Source organism: Paenibacillus sp. FSL L8-0644, assembly GCF_038008165.1.
Classification (GTDB): Bacteria; Bacillota; Bacilli; order Paenibacillales; family Paenibacillaceae; genus Paenibacillus; species Paenibacillus polymyxa_D.
The window spans coordinates 2,967,082-2,990,593 of the sequence record NZ_JBBOYN010000001.1; the positions used below are offsets into that span (position 1 = coordinate 2,967,082).

Below are 23,512 nucleotides of genomic sequence, written 5' to 3' on the forward strand. Positions count from 1 at the left end.
CTTAATACTCGTTTCCAAAGACTGTGGATTTCTTACTTTAACGATTGAATAATTCCGTCCAATTCAGACAGATGCTTGATTTGGAACTTCGGCTTGATCTCTGTGGTATTGGTTTTGGCGTTTCGGTTCACCCACACCGAGTGAACACCTGCTGCCAACGCTCCTTGAATATCAGTCGTCAGCTTATCTCCTACCATTAAAGCATGTTCAGGCTCAATACCAAGAAGCCCCAACGCATGCTGGAATATAGACGGATCAGGCTTGCCTCGACCAAATGAACCTGAAATGACCACATGATCAAAGAAAGGAGCTAATTGAGGAACTCCATCCAGTTTCTCCTGTTGTAAATCAGGGGAACCGTTTGTCAATAATAATAGCTTGTATTGTCCCTTCAATTGTTCTAGAATTTCAAACGTTTCTTCATATACATGGGGACGTGCGCGTCTTTCCGAAGCAAATTGGGTAGCCAGCTTTTCCGCCAACTTCTCATTATCTATCCCTAGTTGCTGGAGTCCTCTGCGCCATGATTCCTTTCGATAAACAGGGGCCAACTGTTCCAATTGACGGAATTCAGGTTGCTCACCTGCTGTAAAATTCGCCCACAATCCTTCAAACGGATTAATGCCGATCATTTGAGTAAAACTAAAAGTTTCATAGGATTCATACAAAGCGCGTGCTTCTTTACGTACGGCTTCCTCCAAAGCTTTTGGATCAACACCTGCTTCACGGGAGCCTGTTTGACACGCTGCATCAAATGCCTCTTCTACACTACGTTCATCCCACAAAAGGGTATCATCAAGATCAAACATTACCGCCTGAATCGTCATCTGAATTATCCACTCTCTTTCCACAGTATATGTACGCCTATTTGCTTGATTAAGCATTTGAATCGTTATGTGTGCCCATATTAAGCAAGCGGCCGCAGCATGTTATATGAAATAACATCATACGGCCTTTGTTACAGAGTACAGGCTAAATCAGTTATTTCTTGTCAACCTGTATCTGATTGGATAGCGCAAACTTCTCAAGTCGCTCTGCAATGGCATCCGTGTCATAGCGACCTAATGATTTTGTGAAAATAAAATTACCACCCTTACCTTTTCTTTCAACGGTTACGTAACCCTTTTCAATCTTGATGGCTTTCATGTCCCCAGCGGTCATTGGACGTTCCCTACCACCTTTCAGCATATAGAGAGTATCCTTTCCCACTTTCAGATAAGGACGACGGATAAAAAAGATAACAGCCAGCATCAAGTACAGGCCGAATACAAGCCAATCCATCCCTTGCATACCGGTCTTAGTCAAAAAGTAACTCATAAGCATGTACAATACAGAAAGACCAGCCAGCATAATTGGCACAGTAATGTTACGTCCACGGAAAATATCCATTGCAGAACCTGCGCCGCTAATGGTTTGAATACCTTGCTTTTTGCGCGATTTATTTAAATGCGCTGTGTTTTTGCGTACTTTTCTTTCAAATGATCGGGCCATCTCTCAATTCCTTCCCAGATATATTACATTAAAACAATTGCCTCAAAGCTGATCTATATAGATACCATGAGAGGTACCTAAAACAAAAGGCAAATTGCAGGCTTGGGCGCTTTAACAACATTAATGCTTCAGCCCGTCATTTCCCTTCGATGTATCATCGTCCACAAATTCAATCGTTTCTAGCTGCTGCCGAAAATTACGGCGAATGTTACCTAAATAAATTTCCCGAAGGTTGGCACGTTCTGTGGTTTCCTCTTCTGTTAATCCCTCGGATTTTGCTTTGCGCGCTAATTCATTAATGCGCTGTACCAAGCTGTCTATATTCAAATTGTGTCCCCTCCATAAAAGCAAAGATATAATACACTTTGACATGTAGAAAAGAGCTTGTCAAGGCTCCCGCATTACGCTCCCTGACAAGCTCTAATAGTCTATAGATCATAAGTCAGGAAGCTTGAGTACCTGACCTGCCTGCACTCCCCGATCCTCTAAACCGTTAATCCGCACAATTCCTTCTATATATACCCGTGTATCCATTCGTTCCGGTTTATGATTCGCGGCAATCTGCCACAACGTATCCCCAGGTTGTACTGTCAGTTTAGTCACTTCTTCCTTGGAAGCTGAAGGAGCCGCGAAAACCGTAAGTACACCTGCTCCTGCAATCCAAGCAACAATCATTATAATAAGAAGCTTAAGTAAAAGAGTATGGGTAATAATCTGCATATAACGCGCCCTACCCTCTTTTCGGGTCTCCTGTAAATTTTCTATATTCATTGGAAAAATACTTTGATAGGTGCTATATTTCATCATGGTTGTGTCCTCCAAACGTTTGTTCTTATGTTTTCACAATATAACACGAACGTTTGTTTTGTTCAATAGAAAAGAGAACAAAAGTTCGCAATTATTTTTAGGGATTATTTAGAACTTATGTTTGTACGAACGGAGGTTCTATGCTATAATTTTCCCAAACGTTACTAAATGGGGTTGATACGGTATGTCTAAGATTTCGAGCCGCCAGCAGGCCATTCTTGAATTTATCCGCAATGAAGTGCGTCTAAAGGGATACCCCCCTTCTGTACGCGAAATAGGCGAGGCTGTCGGATTGGCCTCCAGTTCTACGGTTCACGGTCATTTGGATCGTTTAGAGAAAAAAGGACTCATTCGCCGCGATCCTACAAAACCACGGGCTATTGAGTTACTCGGTCAAGACGAATCGGATAACAGCAACTTGATTAATTACTCCATTAGTCGTGTCCCCGTCGTCGGCAAAGTAACCGCTGGTCTTCCTATTACGGCGACAGAAAATATTGAAGATTACTTTCCTCTTCCCCAACACTTTGTTGGTGAGGATAAAATATTCATGTTATCTGTTGTAGGCGAAAGCATGATTGAGGCTGGGATTGCTAACGGAGACTATGTAATCGTACGTCAGCAGCAGACCGCTGATAATGGCGATATTGTTGTAGCTATGACAGATGAAGACGAAGCTACAGTTAAAACCTTCTACAAAGAAAAAGATCATATCCGGCTTCAACCTGAAAATCCAGCCTTTGAACCGCTTCGTCTGACACACGTCAGTATTTTGGGCAAAGTTGTAGGACTCTTCCGGGACTTCCACTGATTTCTCGTTCTTCCTTCCCCGTTATTCTATCCCCTAATACAAAACCGGCTGCCTAGGGCAAGCCGGTTTTGTATTGTTATTATGCTTACTATGTATCTCACAACTATTCTTTCCTTTTTGCAACCTATTCCTATTGTATCTACTATAAAATCAGCCTCATCATCTCAAATAATCCCCCACTGATCTTGAACAGCTATACTGTTATGGGCAAAACTAATAGATCTTTCTTTCTTTTAGCTAAATATGGTATATTAATTACTCATAGCTCTGTAGGAGGAATTAAATGAAAAAAATAATAATTTCAGCGTTTGTTATGATATTTATCGTCGTAAGCTGTGCAGTTCCAACAATGGATCATTTGTATGCAGAAGAGAAATCACACATAACAACCTACGATCGTATTCAGTACATACAAATACCCATCCATTTCAGGTATTTAGAAAAGCAACTTGAAGCTGTAATTTCCGAAAGAAATAATTACCCAGAGGCCAGCCAAGAATATAAACAGCTCTCAGAACAACTGAATCATATTCTTGCCCAAGAGGCGTACTACGAAAAAAAACTTAACACCCTTAATAGTAAATAATTTTCATACAAACTGCATATTATCTTTATTCTACACATTAGACTCATGCCGACCTGCCTGTAAAATCTCCTGCAACGTAAAGTTGAAAAGGCGAAGACAGGTTCGCATGAGTTTTTTTGTTAACCTTTAGGGATATAGGTACTAGCTTCTTTTTGCTTCTAATAGATTTATGCTGATACATTACTATCACAATTGACATATATATATAGCAGAACTAAGCAAAGGAGATATGCAGATGATCAGAAATAGAGTTAAAACGTATAAGCATCGCATCGGGAAAAACAGATATCTGGTCGTTAAAGTCTTTCAAGCCGCAGCTGCTAAAACAGGAAGCGGAAATGCACTAGCAACCAATGCCTTGAATATCAAAATTTCCAAGCGTAAGCATAAACGCCACTAAGATTCAACCGCACCTTCATTTCTTGAAGGGAGGTGATATTATGAGCAGAAGACATTGCAGACGTGATTTAAGAAGAAGAAGATTGAACATCCGTTCCAATCAAAGAGCCACTGCGCGTGCAAGAGGTAACGCACTGGCTGTTAATTTGTTTAGCGTAAACGATAGACAACGCAGACGTTAATAATTGTTTCCATGCAAAAAGCGGGAGGAATTCTTCCTGCTTTTTTGTGTTAAATAGCACACCTAACTACTGCTATGAATCATTTAAGCAAACGGAGGGGGATCTAAAATATCACACATAGTTGAACAGTCGCTACCATTTTACACTTTTTATAAATCTAACAGATAGGAAAACGTGGTTCTCTTTTAGAATAATGTGCATAGAGAAATTAAACCAGGAGGAGACAAGCCATGATAATTAAAATGTCACTTTCAAATATGGGGGATTTTAAGAAGTCAAATGAGAATAACGGCTTTATTGTGTCCGGAAGGATTATACCTAAATACGAGAACAACAATTGGACATATATAGAAGAAAGTTTTCCCGAACCATATTTTAAACAGTATGAGGATGATGACGTCGATATCAGTTATATTAATGAACAAGGAAAATCTATTTTTTTATATTATGATGAGAACGACTGTGTTGGGAAAATTAAACTTTGTACTAATTGGAATGGCTATGCTCTAATTGAGGATATTGCCGTTGCTAAAGACTCGAGACACAAGGGAATCGGAGCAGCCTTATTGAGTAAAGCAACCGAGTGGGCTAAGCAGAATAATCTTGTTGGCCTTATGCTTGAAACACAGGATGTGAATATTTTAGCTTGTCGATTCTATGCTAAAAATAACTTTGTAATCGGCGGAGTTGATACTATGCTATATTCTAACTTTTCCACAGCCCATGAGAAAGCGATTTTTTGGTATTATAAGTTTAAGTATTCAAATTAGCCTATCCTTCTGTAATAAGGCCGAATTTAAAAACAATACCATCTTGTACGCACACTTTGCATTGCTACTTTTCCCGTATCTAGTAAAATCAAACTGATCAGCACACAAAACTCTGCCGACCAATTAAGGTTAGCAGAGCTTTTGATTTATTTTTAGAGTATTCACTTACTTCAAACGTGAGGATGAGATCATTTTCAGCATGTAATCCTTTTTTGCTTTTATCAGGAATCTGAAACTGAACGTTTATATACAATAACAGATAAAATCCCGCTAATTATAATGACCACTGAAAAAATCAATAACATATTGCTATATAAATAAGCAGATGGAAAATTAATGATTGGTATAAATTTTTGATGAATAAGACGTATTGACAATAAGCCTCCTACAACTGAAATCCCCGTTCCTTCTGATAAAAAGCTTATAAAATTAAGCAAGCTCATTCCTGCGCCAGCTTCTTCTTGTTTTAAACTACTTGAAACAATAGTGGATATTACCGTTTTAATAAAAGAAAGACCACCGAAAACAAAGACTAGAATAATAGACATCAGCCAAGGTGTCATTTCAATAAAGAAAGCAGCTACCAAAAAACTGACGGCAAGAAATGCAACGCCGACTGCTAGCACATGTAAGGAACCTTTCTTATCAACAAGTGCTCCTCCAAGAAAACCAAAGAAAATAACACTCATCGTTCCAGGAAAAATAATTCCACTGCCAATCATTGCGGTACTTAAGTGGTGAACGTCTTTCATCATATAAGGGACCATAGAAACAAATCCAGCTACGGTACCAAACATAAGCCCCCCACAAAGGATTCCTATCATAAATGCAGTATTTTCCCCCAATGAAGAATCAACAAAAGGATTGGTTACTTGTCTGATATGTTTTAAAAAGATCAAGAAAAATAGAACACTTATCACCAGAAAAGAAATTCTGTAAGAAGTTGTATACAACATAAACAATACAATACCTAGAGATATAAGCACGATTCCTGCATTGTCAAACGAGCCCTTTGAAATGACTTCCTTTTTCAATAATTTTATCAGGAAGGGAACAGTTACAAACGTTAAAACAGGAAGAAGCAGTAAATAAGACCAATGAATATAATGAGCAATCACCCCACCAATAGCCGGTCCTATCCCTTCACCCATTGCTACGATAGACCCGATGAGGCCATATTGCCTTTCCCCTGTTTTCTTTTGGGATATGCGAGCAACTACGACCATCACAAGTGAAGGAAATGCAGCTGCACCAATCCCTTGTATAAATCGTCCCAAGATAAGTGTTGGAAAAAAAGTATGTCCCACAAATCCAATTAATGATCCTATGCAATTCACTATGATTCCAAACAGGAGCAACCTTTTAATACCTAACTGATCAGATAACTTTCCGTATATAGCTGTTCCTATAGAAAAACTTAGCATAAAGGCAGTATTCACCCAATTTGTAATGGCTGGTGTCTTATTGAATTCATCAGCAATATCAGGTAAAGAGATATTAAGAACCATTTCATTTAACACACTAAAAAACGAAAGAACACAAAGCCACATTAAAATTTGGTTATAGCTCAAAACGGACTGTGAATAAGGGGTTTTCACTTTTGACCCTCCAGAAACAAGATACATTCAAGACATGAGTGTATCCTTGCTCCATATCATTGGAGGTTTAATACAGCGCCTATTTCCATACGAGAAAATGTAATGATCTTTTGGTCACCATCCCAGCCCCCTATGATTACAATATAGAGCGTATATCGCTCTTGTGGTCCCCTCTTCCAAAACCAGCAGACGCGCCTTTATGTCCATTACACTGCTACCTGTTCTTATCTCCAGTCCTTCATGTTGGACCACATCATTGCTCAGTAGAATAATTGTACAGTATTGGTAATAGCGTTTTGATATCGGGTAACAAAGCGTTCAGCTTCTTTATTACCTGTCGTTTTCCGTATACTGTACAGATCAGAACAATGAACGATAAAAGCGGATACAACTATTGTGCAACAATAGCGGAATTAGACGGTTGCCAAAGTGACACTGAACTTTTACAGATGTTTATGATGGTGTACGTGAAGCCAAGGAGAAGAATATGGGGGCGATATTCCTGTGCCAGTAGGATAAGACAAGAACCTAATTAAGCGTACAATCGCAGCACGTTAGATACATTTAAACTAATCAGGAAATTATCCAAGTAGGAGGGAATAACCATGGCATTTGAAGGTTATAGAGAAGACAAGCGAGGACAATGGTTTGACTGGCCATTCCCCTTGTCGGTATCAATACTGTATGTGGATGCGGATGTAGATGAAACAGAAACGAAATGGTACCTCATTATCGAACAAGAAAAACATTTGATCCGAATTAGGGATGAAAAGCAAATTGAACTGCTTCATCACTGCATGTATGGAATCTTGTTAAATGACGAGAATATCAACTGGATTATTGATAAAAATGGCGGTAGATTTACCTATCACGACAGTGTGCAAGATTTCATCAAATTCCAGAAAGAATACCTGGATATATTTTAAAAACCGTGAACAGTTAAAAGCTCTGCCGACCAATTAGGGTAACAGAGCTTTTCGATTTATTTAGAGTATTCACTTACTTAAATACACTTTTGGAATCAAGCCGACTTTAGAGCAGTGGAAAAGGCTACGATCCGGCGTGGATCAATCGTCGTCAAGCGGTTTGCCGAACGTTAATAGCAGTTTCATAGTCTTAATTTTCACACGCTAGGTACTAACTTCTCCATATGTATTAGTTGTGATTTCGTACTAGCAAGGTCATTATTGTGAGTTATTGGTGCTTTTTGGGCAATTAGTTAAAGCTAAAGCTCACGTATCGTCACAATACATCTATGGGCTTTGGCTATTTTTTAGAACCCCCACCGTTGTCGTGAAATTCACTATTTTGTACCGTTACGTCGGAAAATCCTTTTATATGGAGCTCCATATTTGTATTTTAATCTCTATGTTCTTTCTCAAAGAGTACCTTATCGTTCACATAGCTACTACCTCCCAACGGAATACATAATTTGTAATTCTATCATAACTAGGTGCTTTATCAGGCTCGGTTGCTGCTTCACCATCTACTGTTAAATTTTAAATAATTACATTCAATACCCGGTTTGAATTGTTCGAAGTTAAACCCTAGTTAGCATCAATTTGCAGCACTGTAGCCCCCTTACCTACTGTGGTAAAAGTAACATTACTCTTTAGATATATTGGTTTTTTGATGCTGTAATTACATTTGTTTACTTCAACCTTCATCCTACCATCTCTTTGAGAATTTTATCTAACAGAAGCCTGATAAGCCAGCAGTGGTCTTGACTCGCTACTGAAAAGATAAAATGAAATACAATAAGCGCAAAACTATTATGGCAGGAATCCACCAAGTATTTGCCGAAAGAGAAGCGAATACGGTGGCTATTGCCAAATAGCTTATGCGCTCAATGGGCTCAACTATTGAATATCCATGAGTGAAGTGATATTTTCCAACAGTTCTTTTTACAAACTAAACCCAAAGTGATTTAGTGATGATAACTAAGAGAATAAAGAGCACTAAAATTGCCGCTGTAGAAGTCCATACACCGCCGCCACCTGTATTTTCATAGGCACCCATCTCTTTTAACCTCCTTTATTTGTCGTTACCTTAATATATGTTTAAATACGTTCTATGATAGGGCATGCAGGTAAATAAAAAAACACTAGCTTAGCTAGTGGTCAAGTCCCCATTTTATAGACACGGAAAAAAGCCCCTAGACTATAAGCTGCTTTCGATATTCTTTCGGAGGCAACTTATTTAACTTTCGTTGTGATCGACTTTGATTATAAAATCGAATATAGTAGCCAGTTATGTGAGTCCTTCATTACTTGTAATTAAAGGAGATGGGAAGATATCTTTCGAATACATCGCTTTAAACATCAATATATCGGTCTGTATATCCTGTCCGTATCTGTATCAATCACGAAACCAACCTCTGTGTCATCTTCAAAACGTAATCGATCAAAATTATGAAGTCGACAAAATATATCAGGTAAATCTCTAATATTAAGACTCAGCATTTTTGCTTGTATATACTTTTGATATAGTTCTTCTTGTGTGCATAGGGGACCAGTAATCAAATTCTGAAAAAAGAAACCTTCAATTTTAATAATCATAATATCACCACTGGTGGTAACCATTCTCTTATAAATTTAAAATACTTACATAACAATAACTCAACTAAAGCACATGTTAAGTTAACCTTTGTGAACAAGTTAAAGCTCCCTTGCTATCACATTTACTTATGATAGCTTCTATTTTTCCATTAATTCATTAAATATATCTCTATCTTTGGAAGTAAAGTCAGAAATCAGTTTCTTTTGTTCGTATGTGTTGGTACTTGAATCCAATTTAATGAAGCTATTTTCACCAACCACATATACGATATTTTTTTCTATTTTATAAGACAGAACGTTATCAATCACTGAATTAGGAGCTTCAATTTGATGAGTGTATAGTATTGGAGGATCACCCGATCCTCCTCCCCTGTAAATCTGAAAAGTCCCATCTCCAAAAAACTCTAACGTATCTTTGCCATATGGGTACTTCCTTATCGTATCGTCTCCAGAATTCGCTAGAAAAATTATAGTAGTAGTTATAACTAGTAGAGAGATCAAGATGTAAATCTTGTATCTGCGTTTCATCTGCAATTCACACCTCACTTCCAAGCCTTTTTTGTATCAGTTACTGTAACATAAGATGTATACTCATTGAGTGTTCCCCATGATTCCATTAAATTTGTTAGATTGGCCGCAGCCCAACCGAGTTTGTTGTCCCCAGTAAACATTTGTTTAAAATTATATTCAAAATTATATTTATCATAATATATTGTAGTAATTTCCCATTGTCCTTTTACATATGTTCCATCTATTTTGTACTTCATTTTGTGAAAAGCGTTATACAAATCTCTGTCACTTTCAATTGCAATAGACCCATCACTTGAAAAACTTTTAACTTTTTTGTCGTTAGCTTTTTGTACTGCTTTATCAATTACATACATATTATGTTCTTTGGATTTTTTAATTTGCTGCGCCTCATACGACCACTCGTTAAAGTGTAAATGTCCTGGTTTGTAATCAAGTGAATGTTGAAGTAAATTGGCTGTGATGTCTCCGTACTTCTTTCGAGCTATAGGAACAGCTACTAATGTAAATGCTTTACGATCAGGATAATGTATTACAGTATCTGTCGAATCTTTTACCTTCTCTACGCCTCGTACCCAAGTCTTTTCTAGTTCTACCATAGGATTTTCAAACGGAAAAGTAATATTTCCTGCATACACTAACATATTCTTACTATATGCACCTTCCAGTACTTTTTGCGAGACATCAGACTGATCCTTTTCTCTTGTTTCCTTAGGTTCTAACTGAGGACTGTATTGAATTTTTCCCAATTGATCTTCTTTTTGTTTTAGAACGAGTTCAAACTCAAGGATCTCTTTGCTGGTATCAATCTGTTCTTGATACTTTACTACATAAGCGTGTGTAAACGTAATATCTCGGATTGTGTTTTCATTTCTAACGATTTGGATATTACATTTGCGATAGTAATCCTCACTATCAGGTTTATATTCTGTATTTGCCCATGTATACAGCATGTTGGAATTATCCGCATTGTCTATAACTGAAGGAAGCGAATGAAGCGGAATTTTGCTTCGAATATGTAGCGAATGAGCCAAGTTTGGAAACTTAGCTGAAAGGTTTATGGAACTATTATTCTTATAAGTAAAGCCAGTGATTTCACCTTTTACAAACTCAATTGGCTCACCACCGGATTTGCGTTCTATTCTTAATGAAATACTCATTAAAATAATCTCCTTTGTTAAATTAATCTGGTTTTGCAGGAAAAATTTATGAAGACTAATTTCCAAATATTAATATATACGAAAAATATTAAATAGTAAACATATTTTCAACGTGATAAAGGACATCAATTGAGTTTCGTAACCTCGGCAAATTATATGAAGAAGCTAAAACGAAATATAATTCAGCCTAACACGAACCTGTTAGAAACGTTAAAAGCTCTGCCGACCAATTAAGGTTAGCAGAGCTTTTTATTTATTTAGAGTATTCACTTACTTCAAACGTTAGGATACGATCAAACAGCATGTAATCCTTACGGCTGCTGAATGGACCTTTATTATTGTCATGTTTATTAATGGCATAGGATGCTGATCCAGAACCCGCCTGTTTGCCTTCGTACCAGGAGATAAAGTCATTGACCTCTTTCATGCTCAGATCAAATTCTTTCTCTAAGCCAGTTGTCATGGTGACTACCAGAATTACACGCTCTCCAGTAGTTGGCTTTGGGTCAGGTTGACTACCTCCTCCTTGTGGAGTTGCCGAAGCTTCATTGGAGTATTCAGAATCAACGCCATTCACCTTAGCACTTACAATAAAGTAGTACTTCGTTCCGTTAGTTAGACCGGGAATAACAAAGTTTCCATATGCATCTTTTGTTGCTGTTACTATTTCCGTATACTTACCAGACTCAGTTCCATATCTTACCGTGTAGCTTTCAGCGTCTTGAACCTGGTCCCAGTTTAAAGTAGCCTGACTATTATTTCCAGTAGCATTAAGTTTTATCGAAGCCTCATTATCTACAAACATTCCATCTTCATTGATATCAATCGCATCTAAATTTAAGTGTCCATCGTCACTTTCTAACTTAATCATTACTTCATGAATCGCATTTGTCAAAGCTTTCTTCTCATAAACGAGTGTTTGTCCGGCAGCCTTAGAATGTTCACTAAAATACTCAACATTTCCATCTATCGAGATTACGGCTCTTTTAGTTTTAGTATCCCAATTATCTGATAGAATCCTCAATTGTGTACCTTTAAAGGAAAAAGAAATGTACGCATCGGTATCAGTTGTTTGATGAATGGCCCCATTGTATAGTTTGATCCCATCTTTGAATATAAGCCATGATCCATGATATTTGATGAACTTATGCGTATCATCGTAACGTTTCCAACCCACTTCAGGAGTATAAAGATTCTGACCTAATGTAGCTGCATAGGAACTTGAGTTTAAAAACGTAACCATTACAAACAGAAGAACTCCAAACAAAATACCAAATTTCTTAGTAAAACCGATCTTCACAAATATTCCCCCTAAGTAATCTATTGAACAGTAATTGACTACAATGTATGTTACCCGCAAATGGACAGACCGTTGTTCATGAGATCGTCTTCGTTCTGGTTCGTTGGGTAGGTACCAACAATTTCTATAGAAAATACGATCTTTTCCCTACCATTTTTCAGGCCTGGTGTTGCGTATTATTTAGTATTCACTTACTTCAAAAGTCAGAATGCGATCATACAGCATGTAATCCTTGCGACTGCTAAAAGGTCCTTTATTGTTATTATGTTTATTGATCACATATGAAGCCGATCCAGAACCAGCCTGCTTGCCCTCATACCAAGCAATAAAATCATTCACCTCTTTCATGCTTAGGTCGAATTCTTTTTTTAATCCTGTTGTCATGGTGACTACTAAAATTGCACGGTTTCCTGCAGGTTGCTCAGGATCAGTTTGACCGCCTCCCCCTTGTGGAGTTGCAGATGCTTCGTTGGAATATTTAGAATCTACTCCCTTAACTTTAGCACTGACCACAAAATAGTATTTTGTTCCGTTGGTCAGACCTGGGATGACGAAGTTTTCATATACGTCTTTTGTAGCTGTGGCAGTTTCAGTATATTTCCCTGATTCTGTTCCATATTTGACTGTGTAACCATCAGCTTCTTGAACCTGCCCCCAGTTTAATGTAACTTGACCGTCTCCAGGGGAGGCTACAAGATTCATGGGAGTGTAGATATCAACCAATTTTCCATCTGTATCTATTGCATCAAGCGAAAATGTGTTGTTTGTGCTATTCGTAGTTAACTTTACTTCATGAACAGCGGATGGTAGATCTAAGACTTCATACACAAGTACTTGATACAGATTTGCAGGATTATTTGGATTGTATGTCGAAAATTTGCCATCGATCTCTATGGTCACATTGTTTACTCTATTGGTCCAATAAAGATCAATAATTCGCAATTTAGTTCCATAGAATTTGAATTTTATGGCGTTTGTTGTTGCTCCAGATAGTTTCATATAGTGACCTGTTTTTGCATAAACACTATTAGATTCATTTGTAACATATGCCCATCCACTACCTTCATACTTAATGGCAGGGTCCATATCGTCATATCTTTCCCAACCTTCTTCGGGAGAAGTTAATCTCTCACCGATCGACGCTGCATACGTATTTGAATTTAAAATCAAGCTCGTTGCAAACAATAAAATGCCTAACAAAATACTTATCCTCTTCATAAAATTTAACTTCACATTAAATCCTCCTACTAGGGTTTGTTGAACTATTACTAAGGTAAATTAATTCTAAAAATGTGTCTAAACATAAACTTGCTTATCTATAAATATGTTCTATATTTTTGCATATTTATTTTTTATTGGATATAAAAAAGACTCTATTGGTAGCGAACCGTTAGAGTCTCTTATCTTTATTTCACTATAAATCTCACCTTTGTTCCATCAACATACTTATCTAACTGGTGACTTACCCATGATCCTGCTCCCCGGTTATCACTAGGGGTTATGTATCGAATATCAGCGCCTGCGCCACCTTCTGCACACATTGCCATTGGCCATTCATCGCGGTCATATCCTTTTTTAGTTGGATAGCCCTTGAGCGACTCTTCCTATTTTCCTCAGTTCCATCACGGTCGATTGTGCATACCGCAGAATGTCCGGCTACAATAGCGTCCCTTATGTGTGCTCCGGTTTCAGGATACCGTGAACTTGGAAACTCCAACGTATATCCAGCTGCTTGTTGGCTGATTGCTGCCGGTTCAGCATAGACGCCTTGTACGGAAAAGATAGCCGCCAGTAAAAATACAATTAATCCTCGCGCGATTCCTCTGATCATATGACACCTCCATAGTAATTTGAATCTTCTCTATACTAAATGAAGAGTTATGTCGAAGTATCGTGCATGTTGTCGCATAATAAATAACTATATTACAAACTGCCGTTCTATACGTTTGAGTTCACATAACAATCACAGTTATATAAAAGGATAATGATAAAACTAAGTGGAATATGTAAATTGAAATAAAAAAATGGGAGGTTTTATTATGAGAAAACCATTGCCTACTATTCTTTCTGTTGGCTTGTTATTCGGAGCTTTAGCGCCTAGTGTATCAGCCGGATCTACAGAAATAACTCAGCAAGAAAGCACGATTTCATCTAATCAAGTAGTGCCTCAAGCGAGTTTACAATTCTCTAATGATGCAACCCAGGAAACCTTAAGTGCTGCAGGCATCATAAAAACATTCACATTTACAAACTTGGCTAATGAGGTTGCTAGTGCACCATTCCAAATTAATGGATCAGGCGACGTCAACATATCCGTCCACCAAAGAACCGCTGATTCAAAATATAGTCCTGTAATTCAATACACATTACAATCAAGTGATTACTCACAAAGCATTTTTATAAACGGAACATTCACAAATACAAATACAATCAGGACGTTTACCAATGTGCCAGAAGGAACATATAAAATAGTAATCACTAATTATGGTGGAGTTAGTAATGTCTTTGGTGATGGCCGTTTATACCGCTAGTAGAATTACAATAATAACAAAGGACTCCATACTGGTTACATACCAGCGGAGTCCTTTTTCACATCTACTCTAAATTCAAACTGCTTACGTAAGAAATAAGATCCGTTAATCTTGATCGACTCCGGTGTAATCTTCTCCGCTGCTCCACCGTAATCCACGATATTTATCAAACCCTCGCCCAACGGCTGTACTACATATGCTCTTACCTGGTTTAACGAAGCTGCAAATAGTTCGATATCCGACTTTAACACTTTATATGTATGGTTCATGCTGATCACCTCAAATAGCTATTCGGTGAATGGTATGTTAATTCCTTCAACAAGACAATCCACGTCTACCAATAATTAAGGGTAGCGGGGATTTGCTTTACTTACGTTTAAGCCCCTTCATGCTGTACTTGAGGCTCTATGCCATGCGAGTGAATAGGTACAGTAACAATTAACAAAAAGCTAGCCGCGACGATCATCAGAGCCATTTTTTTTAACATTGTTCATCCACACCTTTTCAATTATTAGACTGCATATGAACAAACACTCCATACTATTTATACAAACGCTCTAACTTCCTACATGCCAGCCAAACACTGAGATACCGCCGTTAGAGACAGTCTTTGGCATAATTAAATCTTGGCTACTCATTGTTTGTGCGCTTGCTGCTAACACCAATAAAAAAGTAGTCGCGAACAGCCCTTTAATTAAGCGATTCATACTATTACCCCATTTCCACTAAATTACGATATTGCACTTTTACTTCATCTGAGACAAATTGCCGACAACGTTCAAACATTCTGACGCAACGAAGAATAGAGTGCTCATTATTGACTATAGTGGATATTCTCATACAATCTAATAAGTAACTAATTCCCTTTTTGTACTGACCTTTGGTCAAATAATAGTCAGCTAATTCACTCAAAAGGCCAACAAGCTGATCATTAATATTCTGCTTGTCATTAGTTTGTCTTCCTTCTTGATCATGTATGTTGGATATTTCCCACTCAAATTGACTTAGAAGACCGTCTACATTTAACTTATAACGATTGGCTACAACCATTATATTCCACAAGCCTGGTAGTAATTCCTCTCTATTTGTTGAGATGAGATCAGTATATAAGGGAAGTACTTCTATATCTCCAGCCATAAGCTTGGCCAAATACACATTAGCCTGGCCCCACTCCCGAAATAAATTTTTCCAGCGCAATGTTTCTTCATCGTTCTCTTTAACCCAATCCAAGTCACAAGATTCATAGGCTGCTTGCAATGCTAACTCATAGTTTCCTTGTTCATAGTTAGCGCCTCCAATAAGTGAACCACTGAATGTTATATAAAAGAATAATGGTCGCAAAGGCATCTTACCTCGTTCTCTTTTAAGAGAGTGTGCCATAGAATATTGCGCTTCGCCTAAAGCTCTTAATTCTTTAGCAACTTTCTCAACCCGTTCCCATTTACGCAAAGATCGGTATACATTAGCCAAATCTACAAAGGCATCTAACTGGTCTATAGCGTCGAGACGTTTGACATATGACTCAAACTGGAGCGCTGCTTGTAAATTTCTTTCCTGATCATCTCTAATCTGAATCTTGAACATACGATATTGACAGATGGCTAGGCGTTCAGAATGTTGATACCTCTCCGCTTCAGCTACCCCCTCATAGAGCAACAATGCAGCCGCATGTCTTCCCTGCTCCAGCAATTCCTCTGCAATTTCAAATAGCTTGGGTGAATACAGTAGATTGTCCATGATGGCTCCCACCACTCGACGGATCGCATCTAACTTGTCCAACTCCGCACATCGAAACAAAAATGGCTCAATTCGCCTCATATTCGGAGGATAATCGATGATGAAGTTTTCTATAAACAAGTCGTAAAAATAGCCCTCAGGTAAACCCATAGCCTCGGTAATGCGATCTATCTGATTAACAGACATAGACTTATTTCCTGACACAATGGCACTCACCGCCCCCCCTATTCATGCCTGCAAGTTGCCCAAATTGTGCTATGCTCAATCCCTCTTGTTGTAGGTATCTGTCTAATTCCGCCCGAATCGTAGGTGTATGCTTCATGTCATATCCACCTTTCACACAGAAATCCCAAAACTTTTATATTATTGCATCCAATTGTTGATCATAATTTAACAGTTGTCAATAACCTTCCTTTTTTTCATTTCAAGCCTATACCCACCCATCACGAATCTATTAAATATATTCATATATGCCATAAAAAGGTTGACAATATCAGTAGAGTCCTTTACGCTGGCTATGTATTTACAAATATTTCAAGGAGGCATTTTGTTATGAAAGTAAAGTTTCTACCACGAGCTTTTCTGGCTGCAACGCTACTCATCTCTTGGGGAGTCGTCAGTCCAGCTATCTCCCATGCTGAGAAAGGAGATAAAATACCTGACCGCATGTTAGCAGATACCATCATTCAATACGATGATAACAATAATATGGTTATAGTGGAAAAAGGGACTCCTGTACCTGAATCAGAAAAATCTCCAGCCGCTATTGCCCCACTTACTGCTGAACAACAAATTGAATCGGAAAAAGAAGAAGCAATGATTAAGAAAATCGAAGAAGACAAGACACCCCGGCCCGTATACCATATTGAAAACCCTGCCCCACAACCTGGACTAAAAGTAATTTATGATGGTGAAGGTCTTATCAAGGACATTATCCTGCCAAAAGAAAATAGACTATCTTCGGATGTTTATGGACTTAATGCATTGCCACGCGGAACACGAAACCCAGCTGGGGATTACAGATACGGAGCATCTAATAATGTAATTTCTATTAGTGGAGACAAGCATGGCTCTGTTATAGGCACAGGGAGAGGAACCAACTTCACGGACCAGAAAGGTGAGAATGGCAATACTCTCCGAAGAGGTGACTGCGCAACAAAAGGGGCCATTGATAATCCCGAGTTTGGGACAGAAATTCGGGTAAGGAATACTGATAATGATATCGTAGCCACTTTTAATAAAGCTGACAATGGATCTCTTCCAGATGCAATCGTTGATATTTGGAAAACTGGTGTAGAGGATCTAGGTTTAACATGGCATTCGTATACTTCATTTTCAGGTAGATACTCCTATAATTTCTAATATCTTTATAGCAAAAAGGATAGGGTCTCGTTCCTATCCTTTTCCCCTTTCGCATTATATTCAGTTTGATTCATCACTTATTTCAGAAAGGAATGCATCGTTTTGAGAACACGCCGCTACAAATTCTTTATACTTTCCCTGCTCGTGCCAGCTTTATTGTCATCCTGCTCCCCCTCTTCTACCCCACCAGCAGAATCTGCTGTACCCCAAAAAACCCAATCAGGGGAAAAGACAGCTCTAGCCGGTCAGGGCCAATATCTATCCATGACCTATACAGAATATGTGAATGGGAAGAACGCATATCAAGGCATGGTTATGCGAGTTATGACGTACGACTTAAGCAGTAAAAAAATAACCAAGCTGGCTGATGTTCCGTATACCTCTCAATACCCGCTTTCTGTGGTATCCTTGCCTGATCACAAAATTTATTATTCTGCTGATGTCGGTGATAAGGGAGACCAATTATTTTCGTATGACTTGACTACGAAAAAAACCGAACAGCTTACCGATAATTTGTTTGCCATCAATCGTATTGTACCAACTACTCCAGACGGCCCCCTCGTCCTGGTTGCGGTCAAAAAAGGAGAGCGGATACTTAAAACTATGTTCTATAATAAAGCAACCCGTACCATGCAAATTATGCATGATGAAAATCAGGATGATACTACCACTTGGTCTATCACCTATAATCCAGACAAAAAAACAATTTACAGTTCACAGTATTCAGATAAGGAGCACGAGAAACAAAGAGTCATCTCAAACCGAACACAAACCATCATGGCCCCTCCGGACAACAAGGTTACAGAAATCAATAGCGTCACCAAGCAAGAACGCTCTATCATCACACTGAGAAAAGAGAAAATATCATCAATGTCCAGCAGTAATGATAAACTACTTCTCGTAACTACCAATCTAACTAATCACAGCAAACCCGAGTATAGTCTGGTTGATATTGCAACAGGTAAACGTACCAAAATAAAGTTGCCTATTTTAACCCGCCAATTTGTCTATATGTCCCCCGACGGCAAGGGTGTCTACTATTTGGGTAGCGCCTCTGAGAAAAATGAGGAGGAAGGGCGCGGCGTATATTATTATGATTTCACATCGAAAATTCAAACCCCCATCTTTATACAAGAAGAGGGTTTCATCAATAACTTCATGCTGCTGAACAAGTAATTGCTCTGATTAGCAACATGCCAAAAAGCCGGAAAGGAGCAAGTTACGCTATCTTTCCGGCTTTCCTTATCTGTTTAGTGTTTACTTTGTAACTTTAGCCGTATTATCCTTGCTCCAAAGCAGGCGCTTGTACTGATTCTGTTGGTTCTTGAATAGACTCAGTTGCAGTCTGAATCTGACCGGATGATACCTCTGCCGTAGCCTGAGCCAAGAAATCATTAAGCTTTGCAGCCAGACCAGATAAAGCCTCCTTAACTGGCCTGTACTGCATCCTCGTTTGGCTGTTCTTCAGTAGCTAGTACCGTTTTTGTTTTGGCCTTATACTCCAGATATGCCTTCTCAATCGCAGATTTTAACTCTACTTGGGATACTACAATACCTTGACTGGAAAGAGTAAGTGAAGCATACTGCAAAGCCTCCTGAAGCTTGCGTTCTCCCCCAGCTTCTTTAAATGCTGTTTGAGCAAGAGCAAAACTCTCTCCAGCAATTTTATGAATCACTTCACGTTGCGCTGCCGTTGTACGCGCTTCTATCCACACGTTAACCTTAGTCTTGAGTTTGTTCAGACCTCCTAAAACAAACGCTGTAAGTACTACACCAGCAGCGGCTGTGACATTGGTATTAACATAAGGCTGTACAGTTTCGATAATTGTTTGCATGATTATTTATCCCCTCTCGTTAATGTTGCAATTTTATTTTTTGGGTCCCATGACACTACTGTACCGTAAGCATCAGCAATTGGTCTGAGTTGCACATACGCTGTACCCTCTACAAGTTGGACAGTTTGCAGCTTGGACCCATTTAAATAGGCTTCCTTGCTGGTATTGTCCCAACGATAAGACACGCCCAAGGCATTTGCCAAAGACCGCAGCGGTACATAGGTTCTGGAGCCATATAGAAGGGCTTTCCCCCGCTTCTTTACCGTTTACGCGGAATGTGCCGGATGTACGGATTCTGTCTCTTGTCCAGGGACAATAACGCCAAATCGATTTACGCAGCTCGTCCGTTGTTCCATCAAATTCGTTCAGGTCCACGTTTCCTTTTATCCCGGATACCTTGCCACTATCGCTGTATTGCCAAATATCCCAACGTTTCCACGTCACTGTATCGCTCGGTACGCGCGTTTCACTGTAACGGGCTATCCATAGTGGGTAGCCACCTAATGAAGCATTAAAATTAGCTGCGAATGCATTGCCCGTATAGATAATGGGCTTACGTCCTGTAATCCGCTCCAGCTTGATCAGGAAGGCCAACGCCACAGTAATAAGCGTTTTGGACAGCTTGCCGGGGTTGTTTTCATAATCCATCACCGCAGGAAGGTCCAGCGCTTTTGCACCGCCTACCTGATCCACCACATCAGCAAAATGTCGCGCTTCCCGCTTTGACCAGGTTCCAATCAATATTGCCTTGATAGCGAGATACGTCGTTCCCTGTGCGATACCTTTTTTTGCTTATCTGCATTTTCCCCACCACCTTCCTTTTCTCCGCTTTTACTCTTTAAAACTTCCACAGCCTGCCGAATGATCGACGGGACTGGCGCACCAAGCCTGCCGCCATTTTCAACAATCAGCTCATTTGCCATATAAAAATAGGCGACTGCATCCCGGAAAAGATGCGAATCGCCTAAGACGCCATTAATTAGATGAGATACAGCAACTATTATAAAAATAAATACCTTTCGAGCAACACCCCCAATACTCCCGACCACCCACCGTAGAAATACGTTACCGCGCTACTACCTAAAGTGGCACTAAATTTAAAAATCTCCCACTCATCCAACCTTCTTTCCCCCGTCTCTCCGTTCAGGAAACTTTTCCTTGGCTATCATCGTTTGGTTTCTGATCTTTTTCTTCTTGGGCCTGTATCTATGCTAATGCACTTCCTATTGCTATATCCAATCCTTTAAGTATTTTTCTTTCCGGCCTGCTGGCTGTGAAGCAATGACAGCAGAAATGACTAACAGTCAATTCTTCAACTGGTCTTGTTAGATCCAGTTGTATATATCCATGTTGACTTTATTTTGCCATGGGTTTCATCACCTCCTCAAGACGCAAAATAAGCCCCTGAGTTATCAGAGACCTTCCATACTTAAATATTAAATTGGTTCTGCTGCTATAACGCTAGGTATTTTAAAAACCTATATGTTATCAACCTAATACGAACGAGCAGGATAGTTAAATAACAGTAATCAATCTAAGGAGCATGTCGAACTACGCGAGGCTTCAGCCTAACAGGGCTACGCAGGTTGTAGTTAAATTACTATTGTGATAAACTGGATGTAATTTGATGACGGGAGTTGAACGGATACATGTAGAACTTTCTTGCTTTGAGATCACGAAAAGAACGGACTCAGCGATCGGCTGTGGTCGTTTTATTCATCTCTGCAAGAAAGGTCTGCGTTTCGTTTGCGCTCCCTCTCCGGACAGTCATACGGCCCCTTGAAATGGGGCCGTATTTCCTCGTATGGATTAGAGCCGCAAGATAGCACCTTTCTTGCGGCTCTTTTTTATTTCCAAACGAAAGGATGACTGCCATGCCCGCCATTCAGGTAACCAATCTTACTTTTGCCTATCCAGGCAGCTATGACCCCATATTCGAAAATGTTCATTTTCAAATTGATACAGACTGGAAGTTGGGCTTTACGGGGCGAAACGGTCGGGGGAAAACGACATTCTTAAACCTGTTGCAGGAGAAATACGAATACAGCGGTACGATCTCCACACCAGTCGTCTTTGATTATTTTCCGTTTCCCGTCGAGCACCCGGAGTATTTGACCTTAGACGTCGTCGAAGAGATCGTGCCAAGCTATGAGAGCTGGAAGTTGATGCGCGAACTGAACCTGCTTAAGATTTCAGAAGACGTGTTGTACCGGCCATTCGAATCGCTGTCCCAAGGGGAACAGACGAAGGTATTGCTGGCCGTGCTATTCATCCAAGACAATCGATTTCTGCTCATCGACGAACCGACCAATCATCTCGACTTGCACGCACGCAAGCTTGTCGCCGATTATCTGAATACGAAGCGCGGTTTTATTCTTGTTTCACACGACCGGGCTTTTCTCGACCGCTGCGTGGATCATATTCTATCGATCAACAAAACGAATATCGAAATCCAAAAAGGCAACTTCTCCAGTTGGTGGACGAACAAAACTCGCCAAGATACGTTCGAAATGGCACAAAACGAAAAGCTGTACAAAGACATACAGCGTTTATCTGCTTCTGCTAAACGTACTAGCGGCTGGTCTTTCGAGACCGAAAAATCGAAGAACGGCACACGAAACTCCGGCTCCAAGCTTGACAAGGGATACGTCGGGCATAAGGCAGCGAAAATGATGAAACGCTCGAAATCCATCGAACAGCGGCAACACGCCGCTTTAGAGGAAAAATCGAAATTGCTCCGAAATATCGAACAGTCAGAAAGCCTTGCGATCTCTCAGCTCGTGTATCCCAAATCGGAACTGGCTATGCTGGATCACGTCACGATTTACTACGGGGAAAGAGCGGTTTGCAAGAACATTTGTCTGACGATCGAACCAGGAGATCGGATTGCAATTTCAGGTCCAAATGGTTCAGGTAAGTCTAGCTTGCTTCGCCTGCTGAACGATGAGACGCTACATTATACAGGTACGTTTCAGCGGGAGCCGCAGCTTCGCGTTTCCTATGTATCCCAGAATACTTCTCATCTGCGAGGAACGCTTTCCGATTATGCAGCAGAGCACAGAATTGACGAAAGCTTATTTAAGGCCGTGTTACGTAAGCTAGATTTCGCCCGCATCCAGTTTGAGAAGGATATATCGGCGTTTAGCGGCGGGCAGAAGAAGAAGGTTCTAATCGCGAGAGGCCTATGTGAGGAGGCTCATCTGCATATTTGGGACGAACCGCTCAACTTTATCGACGTGATTTCCCGGATGCAAATTGAGGAGCTGTTGCTTGAGTACACGCCGACCATTGTATTCGTGGAACATGATCGGGAATTTCATGACCGTGTCGCCACGAAAACGATTGAACTCGGTGGAGATTAGAAATTTACAAAGTGACTTGGAGTAAGACATGATTTAAACGGCAGAAAGCTTTGCACAACAACTTTTATGAAAAGGGAAGCGATTGAACTTAAGGGACACGAGAGTTCAATAGAACATCGGCAGTCTAGGATTTTATTTTATTTTCTTATCCATGGCTGCCGATTCTTTCTATTGGGGGCATTCTAATAGTTATTTCACTAAGACTGAGAGCTATATTATTCTACAGCGGGTTTTGCTTCCATAATATCGTCTCCCCTTATAAAAGAGTAAAAACCTCTCCAAACTGAAGCGACCCCTGTCAAGTGGACAGCTATCAAAAAGCAATATTTAAGTGCTCTGCCTCCCTCACGGTAGCCAACGAAAAATGACATCTGGCAAGAATATCTTTAAATGGTGATTTCCGGAGGACTTTTTTGTGCTTTAAATAACTTCGCAAGTGCTCCTCTTATGAGCCAGATGCTTCATTTGATTTTAATTCATTCTTTGCAACATGTA

General features: G+C 39.6%; 27 protein-coding genes and 3 pseudogenes. 10 read left to right on the plus strand and 20 right to left on the minus strand.

What is annotated here, in order from left to right; translation table 11 throughout:
- Positions 1-32 precede the first annotated feature (32 nt).
- The 4 genes from NSS94_RS13260 to NSS94_RS13275 all read right to left on the minus strand — a co-directional run bounded on the left by NSS94_RS13260 (position 33) and on the right by NSS94_RS13275 (position 2,295).
- Positions 33-827: an HAD family hydrolase gene (locus tag NSS94_RS13260; protein WP_029517414.1), complete on the minus strand. Its 795-nt coding sequence runs from the start codon at positions 825-827 to the stop codon at positions 33-35.
- 154 nt (positions 828-981) lie between these two features.
- On the minus strand, positions 982-1,491 hold the full coding sequence (locus tag NSS94_RS13265; protein ID WP_209947424.1) for a hypothetical protein: 510 nt from the start codon (positions 1,489-1,491) through the stop codon (positions 982-984).
- A gap of 120 nt (positions 1,492-1,611) precedes the next feature.
- Positions 1,612-1,818: a DUF896 domain-containing protein gene (locus tag NSS94_RS13270; RefSeq protein WP_341039425.1), complete on the minus strand. Its 207-nt coding sequence runs from the start codon at positions 1,816-1,818 to the stop codon at positions 1,612-1,614.
- 108 nt (positions 1,819-1,926) lie between these two features.
- A complete protein-coding gene (locus NSS94_RS13275; RefSeq protein ID WP_209947523.1) occupies positions 1,927-2,295 on the minus strand; it encodes a LysM peptidoglycan-binding domain-containing protein in 369 nt (122 codons plus the stop codon).
- A 187-nt stretch (positions 2,296-2,482) separates the two neighbouring features.
- On the opposite strand from NSS94_RS13275, the gene lexA reads away from it, so the two are divergent.
- From lexA to NSS94_RS13300, 5 genes are all read left to right on the plus strand, one after another.
- Positions 2,483-3,109: a transcriptional repressor LexA gene (lexA, locus tag NSS94_RS13280; protein WP_013310545.1), complete on the plus strand. Its 627-nt coding sequence runs from the start codon at positions 2,483-2,485 to the stop codon at positions 3,107-3,109.
- Between the two features lie 283 nt (positions 3,110-3,392).
- Complete coding sequence (locus tag NSS94_RS13285) at positions 3,393-3,695, plus strand: hypothetical protein (RefSeq protein WP_341039426.1); 303 nt, start codon at positions 3,393-3,395, stop codon at positions 3,693-3,695.
- A gap of 235 nt (positions 3,696-3,930) precedes the next feature.
- Complete coding sequence (locus NSS94_RS13290) at positions 3,931-4,095, plus strand: hypothetical protein (RefSeq protein WP_013310546.1); 165 nt, start codon at positions 3,931-3,933, stop codon at positions 4,093-4,095.
- Between the two features lie 40 nt (positions 4,096-4,135).
- Positions 4,136-4,276: a hypothetical protein gene (locus NSS94_RS13295; protein WP_165146693.1), complete on the plus strand. Its 141-nt coding sequence runs from the start codon at positions 4,136-4,138 to the stop codon at positions 4,274-4,276.
- A 230-nt stretch (positions 4,277-4,506) separates the two neighbouring features.
- Entirely contained in the window at positions 4,507-5,046 is a 540-nt protein-coding gene (locus NSS94_RS13300) for a GNAT family N-acetyltransferase (RefSeq protein ID WP_340932366.1), read from the plus strand.
- Positions 5,047-5,267: 221 nt separating this feature from the next.
- Here the strand turns inward: NSS94_RS13300 and tet are convergent, their stop codons facing one another.
- Complete coding sequence (tet, locus tag NSS94_RS13305; protein WP_445671540.1) at positions 5,268-6,596, minus strand: Tet(L)/Tet(K)/Tet(45) family tetracycline efflux MFS transporter; 1,329 nt, start codon at positions 6,594-6,596, stop codon at positions 5,268-5,270.
- A gap of 653 nt (positions 6,597-7,249) precedes the next feature.
- On the opposite strand from tet, the gene NSS94_RS13310 reads away from it, so the two are divergent.
- A complete protein-coding gene (locus NSS94_RS13310) occupies positions 7,250-7,570 on the plus strand; it encodes a hypothetical protein (RefSeq protein ID WP_029517409.1) in 321 nt (106 codons plus the stop codon).
- 985 nt (positions 7,571-8,555) lie between these two features.
- Here the strand turns inward: NSS94_RS13310 and NSS94_RS13315 are convergent.
- From NSS94_RS13315 to NSS94_RS13345, 8 genes and pseudogenes are all read right to left on the minus strand, one after another.
- Entirely contained in the window at positions 8,556-8,663 is a 108-nt protein-coding gene (locus NSS94_RS13315) for a sporulation protein YjcZ (protein ID WP_080658622.1), read from the minus strand.
- A 136-nt stretch (positions 8,664-8,799) separates the two neighbouring features.
- Positions 8,800-8,898: an IS3 family transposase gene (locus tag NSS94_RS26245; RefSeq protein WP_416145682.1), complete on the minus strand. Its 99-nt coding sequence runs from the start codon at positions 8,896-8,898 to the stop codon at positions 8,800-8,802.
- A gap of 67 nt (positions 8,899-8,965) precedes the next feature.
- Positions 8,966-9,202: a hypothetical protein gene (locus NSS94_RS13320; RefSeq protein ID WP_039271257.1), complete on the minus strand. Its 237-nt coding sequence runs from the start codon at positions 9,200-9,202 to the stop codon at positions 8,966-8,968.
- Between the two features lie 138 nt (positions 9,203-9,340).
- The gene (locus NSS94_RS13325; protein WP_029517406.1) at positions 9,341-9,730 is read right to left on the minus strand and encodes a hypothetical protein; all 390 of its coding nucleotides are present in this window, start codon (positions 9,728-9,730) and stop codon (positions 9,341-9,343) included.
- Between the two features lie 14 nt (positions 9,731-9,744).
- Complete coding sequence (locus NSS94_RS13330; RefSeq protein ID WP_341039428.1) at positions 9,745-10,890, minus strand: hypothetical protein; 1,146 nt, start codon at positions 10,888-10,890, stop codon at positions 9,745-9,747.
- A 253-nt stretch (positions 10,891-11,143) separates the two neighbouring features.
- On the minus strand, positions 11,144-12,190 hold the full coding sequence (locus NSS94_RS13335; protein ID WP_069012686.1) for a fibronectin type III domain-containing protein: 1,047 nt from the start codon (positions 12,188-12,190) through the stop codon (positions 11,144-11,146).
- Positions 12,191-12,370: 180 nt separating this feature from the next.
- Complete coding sequence (locus NSS94_RS13340) at positions 12,371-13,423, minus strand: fibronectin type III domain-containing protein (protein WP_341039429.1); 1,053 nt, start codon at positions 13,421-13,423, stop codon at positions 12,371-12,373.
- Positions 13,424-13,596: 173 nt separating this feature from the next.
- Positions 13,597-14,021: pseudogene (locus NSS94_RS13345) on the minus strand (NucA/NucB deoxyribonuclease domain-containing protein).
- Positions 14,022-14,229: 208 nt separating this feature from the next.
- Between NSS94_RS13345 and NSS94_RS13350 the strand changes: the two are divergent.
- On the plus strand, positions 14,230-14,721 hold the full coding sequence (locus NSS94_RS13350) for a hypothetical protein (protein WP_069012688.1): 492 nt from the start codon (positions 14,230-14,232) through the stop codon (positions 14,719-14,721).
- Between the two features lie 35 nt (positions 14,722-14,756).
- Here the strand turns inward: NSS94_RS13350 and NSS94_RS13355 are convergent, their stop codons facing one another.
- Entirely contained in the window at positions 14,757-14,990 is a 234-nt protein-coding gene (locus NSS94_RS13355; protein ID WP_208332704.1) for a hypothetical protein, read from the minus strand.
- A 442-nt stretch (positions 14,991-15,432) separates the two neighbouring features.
- Positions 15,433-16,780 (minus strand): annotated as a pseudogene (locus NSS94_RS13360) (helix-turn-helix domain-containing protein).
- Between the two features lie 230 nt (positions 16,781-17,010).
- Between NSS94_RS13360 and NSS94_RS13365 the strand changes: the two are divergent.
- Positions 17,011-17,820 carry a hypothetical protein gene (locus NSS94_RS13365; protein ID WP_245231633.1) on the plus strand — a complete coding sequence of 270 codons (810 nt, stop codon included), beginning with the start codon at positions 17,011-17,013 and terminating at the stop codon, positions 17,818-17,820.
- Between the two features lie 324 nt (positions 17,821-18,144).
- Positions 18,145-18,996, plus strand: a complete 852-nt coding sequence (locus NSS94_RS13370; protein WP_341039430.1) for a hypothetical protein — start codon at positions 18,145-18,147, stop codon at positions 18,994-18,996.
- A gap of 103 nt (positions 18,997-19,099) precedes the next feature.
- On the opposite strand, the gene NSS94_RS13375 is transcribed toward NSS94_RS13370, so the two are convergent.
- From NSS94_RS13375 to NSS94_RS13390, 5 genes and pseudogenes are all read right to left on the minus strand, one after another.
- The gene (locus NSS94_RS13375) at positions 19,100-19,267 is read right to left on the minus strand and encodes a hypothetical protein (RefSeq protein ID WP_245231631.1); all 168 of its coding nucleotides are present in this window, start codon (positions 19,265-19,267) and stop codon (positions 19,100-19,102) included.
- Positions 19,248-19,655 carry a phage holin, LLH family gene (locus NSS94_RS13380; RefSeq protein WP_245231630.1) on the minus strand — a complete coding sequence of 136 codons (408 nt, stop codon included), beginning with the start codon at positions 19,653-19,655 and terminating at the stop codon, positions 19,248-19,250. Before NSS94_RS13380 ends, NSS94_RS13375 begins: the two co-directional genes overlap by 20 nt.
- A gap of 2 nt (positions 19,656-19,657) precedes the next feature.
- On the minus strand, positions 19,658-19,858 hold the full coding sequence (locus NSS94_RS26250) for a stalk domain-containing protein (RefSeq protein ID WP_397376019.1): 201 nt from the start codon (positions 19,856-19,858) through the stop codon (positions 19,658-19,660).
- A 124-nt stretch (positions 19,859-19,982) separates the two neighbouring features.
- Positions 19,983-20,381 (minus strand): annotated as a pseudogene (locus NSS94_RS26255) (glycoside hydrolase family 25 protein); the annotation flags it as partial.
- Positions 20,382-20,392: 11 nt separating this feature from the next.
- Positions 20,393-20,704, minus strand: coding sequence for a phage holin family protein (locus NSS94_RS13390; protein WP_256026039.1), 312 nt, complete (start codon positions 20,702-20,704; stop codon positions 20,393-20,395).
- Between the two features lie 825 nt (positions 20,705-21,529).
- Here NSS94_RS13390 and abc-f point away from each other — a divergent pair.
- Positions 21,530-23,017 carry a ribosomal protection-like ABC-F family protein gene (gene abc-f, locus NSS94_RS13395; protein WP_341039431.1) on the plus strand — a complete coding sequence of 496 codons (1,488 nt, stop codon included), beginning with the start codon at positions 21,530-21,532 and terminating at the stop codon, positions 23,015-23,017.
- Positions 23,018-23,512 lie beyond the last annotated feature (495 nt).